The organism is Streptomyces sp. BRA346 (assembly GCF_052851135.1).
The window spans coordinates 1-4045 of sequence record NZ_JAIWIH010000112.1 but is presented as its reverse complement, the minus strand read 5'-3'; the positions used below and the strand labels follow the sequence as shown (position 1 = coordinate 4045).

The following is a 4045-nucleotide window of genomic DNA, read 5'->3' as shown; positions in this document are numbered from 1 at the left end:
GGTGGTGACGCTGGAGGCCGTGGCCGGTGGCGAGGAGTGGGCCGAGCGTGTGGCGGGGGTTGCGGATGGAGCGCCCTTGGCGGGGGTGGTGTCGCTGCTTGCGCTGGACGAGTCGCCGCATCCGGTCGGCGGCGGCGTCTCGGCGGGGCTGGCCGGGACGTTGGGCCTGTTCCAGGCCCTGAACGGCGCAGGGGTCGAGGCGCGGCTGTGGTGCGCCACGCGCGGCGCGGCGGGTGTGGGCGGCGACGCGCGGGCAGTCGGTGCCGCGCAGTCCGCGGTGTGGGGCTTCGGCCGGGTGGTGGGGCTGGAGCATCCGGAGGTGTGGGGTGGTCTGGTGGATCTGCCGGAGACGGTGGATGACCGCGCGCTGTCCCGACTGGCCGGAGTGCTGGCCGGAACCGAGGGTGAGGATCAGGTGGCGGTGCGCTCCTCGGGGGTCTTCGGACGGCGGCTGGTGCGCGCCGGGCAGACCAGCGCCGATGGCGGCTGGCAGGGCGGTGGGACCGTGCTGGTGACCGGCGGTACGGGCGCTCTGGGCGGTCATGTGGCCCGGTGGCTGGTGGACCGTGGGGCCGAGCATCTGGTGCTGACCAGCCGCCGCGGGCCGGACGCGCCGGGAGCGGCCGAGTTGGAGGCCGAGCTGTCGGCGACGGGCGTCGGGGTGACGGTCGCGGCGTGTGATGTGGCCGATCGGGCTGAGCTGTCGGCCCTCTTGGGCTCGCTGGGTGAGCTGCCGCCGCTGACGGGCGTGGTGCACACGGCCGGGGTGCTGGACGACGGTGTCGTGGAGGGGCTGTCGCCGGAGCGGCTGGCGGAGGTGGCGCGGCCGAAGGCCGAGGCCGCACGGCATCTGGACGAGCTGACGCGCGAGACGCCGGGGCTGTCGTTGTTCGTGATGTTCTCGTCGATGGCGGGCACGGTCGGCGGCCCGGGGCAGGGCAACTACGCGGCGGCGAACGCGTACCTCGACGGGCTGGTCGAGGAGCGCCGGGCCCTCGGCCTGCCGGGCACCTCGGTGGCGTGGGGGCGCTGGGGCGGGGGTGGTCTGGCCACCGGCGAGACCCGCGAGAAGTGGGCCCAGCAGAGCGGCTTCGAGGCGATGGACCCCGAGGACGCCCTGGTCGTCCTGGACCAGGTGCTGGACCGCGACGAGAGCTGCATCGCGGTGGCCGACATGGACTGGGAACTGTGCGCACCCCGCCTCGCGGCGGAACGCCCCGCGCCGCTGATCGGCGGCATTCCCGAGGCGCGCCGCGTCCTGGAGGCGCCGACCGCCGACAGCGTGAACACCGACGGTGCACCGGGCGGGGCCCTGCGTGCCGAACTCGCTCGCCTCTCCGTGGGCGAACAGGGCCTCCGGTTGCTGGACTTGGTGCGTACGCAGGTCGCGAGGGTGCTCAGCCACACCACCACCGATGCGATCACCCCCGACCGGGCCTTCAAGGAACTCGGCTTCGATTCGCTCACCTCCCTCGAGCTGCGGAAGCGGCTCAACAGTGCGACAGGGCTGCGGCTGGCGGCCACGATCGCCTTCGACTATCCGACCCCGCAGGCCCTGACCGACCACCTGCGAAGTGAGTTGAGCGAGGACGGCCCCAAACGCTTCGACGCCGTACTCGGGGAGCTCGACCGTCTCGCGTCCAACATTTCGGAGATTGTTTCAACGGCCGAGGAATCCACTCATGGTGCCCGAGGCGAGATATCGCTGCGTTTGAAGGAGCTGCTGAAGCTGTGCAGCGCTGAGGAAGAGCCCGGCGCCGAGCCCGCCGCGACCGAAAGGTTCGCAGCGGCCTCGGACGATGACGTCTTCGACTTCATCAGTAACGAACTCGGCATCTCCTGAGCCACACCCCTTCTCCTCCCCGATCTCTTAAGACTTTTTGAAACCCTGGAGTGGTACGGCGTGACGAACAGCAGCAGCGAGGACAAGCTCCGCTATTTCCTGCGGCGAGTGACCGGCGAGCTTCACGAAGCGCGGCAGCGCCTCCAGGAAGTCGAATCGGGAGAGCACGAGCCGATCGCCATCGTCGGCATGAGCTGCCGCCTGCCCGGCGGTGTGAATTCCCCCGAGGAACTGTGGGAGCTGCTGAACTCGGGGCGCGACGCCTTCTCGGAATTCCCCGACGACCGGGGGTGGGATGTCGAGGCGCTGTACGACCCGGAGCTTTCCCGGCCCGGCACGACGTATGTCCGCGAAGGCGGGTTCCTGCACCACGCCGGTGAATTCGACCCGGCCTTCTTCGGTATCTCGCCGCGCGAGGCGCTGGCGCTCGACCCGCAGCAGCGGTTGCTGCTGGAGACGTCGTGGGAGGCCATCGAGCGGGCGGGCATCGATCCGTCGTCGCTGAAGGGCAGCCGTACCGGTGTGTTCGCCGGGACGAGCGGCCAGGACTACGCCACCCTGCTGCGCCGGGCCCCCAAGCAGTCGGAGGGCTACTTGGCCACCGGCATCGCGGCGAGCGTGGTGTCCGGGCGCCTCTCGTACACCTTCGGGCTCGAAGGCCCCGCGGTGACGGTGGACACGGCGTGCTCGTCGTCCCTGGTGTCGCTGCACCTGGCGGCCCAGGCGCTGCGCGCGGGCGAATGCACCCTCGCCCTGGCCGGTGGTGTCACGGTGATGTCCACGCCCGAGGCGTTCGTGGAGTTCAGCCGTCAGGGCGCGCTGTCCCCGACCGGCCGGTGCCGGTCGTTCTCGGACGACGCGGACGGTACGGGGTGGGCCGAGGGCGCGGCCATGGTGGTGCTGGAACGGCTGTCGGACGCCCGGGCGAACGGCCATCCGGTGCTGGCCGTGGTGCGTGGTTCGGCGGTCAACCAGGACGGCGCGTCCAACGGTCTGACGGCGCCGAACGGGCCCTCCCAGCAGCGGGTGATCCGGGCCGCGCTCGCCAGCGCGGGGCTGACGACCGCGCAGGTGGACGCGGTCGAGGCGCACGGCACGGGGACCACGCTGGGCGACCCGATCGAGGCGCAGGCGCTGATCGCCACGTACGGGCAGGGGCGCCCGGCGGAGCGGCCGCTGTGGCTGGGCTCGCTGAAGTCCAACATCGGTCACACGCAGGCGGCCGCGGGCGTGGCCGGTGTGATCAAGATGGTGCTGGCGATGCGGCACGGGGTGCTGCCGGAGTCGCTGTACGTGGGTGAGCCGTCGTCCAAGGTGGACTGGTCGGCGGGTGCGGTGGAGCTGCTGAGCGAGGCGCGGGCGTGGCCGGAGGCCGACGGCCGTCCGCGGCGTGCGGGCGTGTCCTCGTTCGGTGTGAGCGGGACGAACGCGCACGTGATCGTGGAGCAGGCACCGGCCGTGGAGCCGGAGCCCGTTTCGGATGCGGGCGCGGTGGTGGCCGGTGTCGTGCCGTGGGTGGTGTCGGGGCGTGGCGAGGCCGCGCTGCGGGGCCAGGCCGCGCGGCTGCTGTCCCGGGTGGAGGGTGACGCCGGGCTGTCGCCGGTGGATGTGGGGTGGTCGCTGGCGGCGGGGCGCGCCGCGCTGGAACACCGCGCCGTGATCATGGGCGGTTCGCGGGACGAGCTGGTGGCCGGGCTGGGGGGTGTGGCGCGGGGCGAGGAGGCGCCCGGTGTGACCCTCGGCCGGGGTGTGGCCGGTGGTGGTGGCCGGGTGGCGGTGGTGTTCTCGGGTCAGGGTTCGCAGCGGGTGGGGATGGGCCGGGAGTTGTATGGCCGGTTCCCGGTGTTCGCGCGGGCGTTTGACGAGGTGTGCGCGGTGCTGGATGGGGAGTTGGCCGGGCATGTGGAGTGCTCGGTGCGGGATGTGGTGTTCGGTGAGGCCGGGGCGTCGGGTCTGCTGGACGAGACGGTGTTTACGCAGGCGGGTTTGTTCGCCGTTGAGGTGGCGCTGTTCCGGCTGGTGGAGTCCTTTGGGCTGCGTCCGGACTTCGTGGGCGGGCACTCGGTCGGCGAGATCGTGGCGGCGCATGTGGCGGGTGTGTTGTCGCTCGGGGACGCGGCGAGGTTGGTGGCGGCGCGTGGCCGGTTGATGCAGGCGTTGCCTTCTGGTGGTGCGATGGTGGCGGTGCAGGCCGCCGAGGCC

General features: G+C 72.2%; 2 protein-coding genes. Both read left to right on the top strand.

What is annotated here, in order from left to right; translation table 11 throughout:
- Nucleotides 1-1843: beta-ketoacyl reductase (locus LCH29_RS43540; RefSeq protein ID WP_446467217.1), on the top strand; the 1843-nt coding region annotated here is incomplete at its 5' end.
- 60 nt (nucleotides 1844-1903) lie between these two features.
- The coding region (locus tag LCH29_RS43535; RefSeq protein ID WP_446467216.1) for a type I polyketide synthase at nucleotides 1904-4045 on the top strand (2142 nt) is incomplete at its 3' end.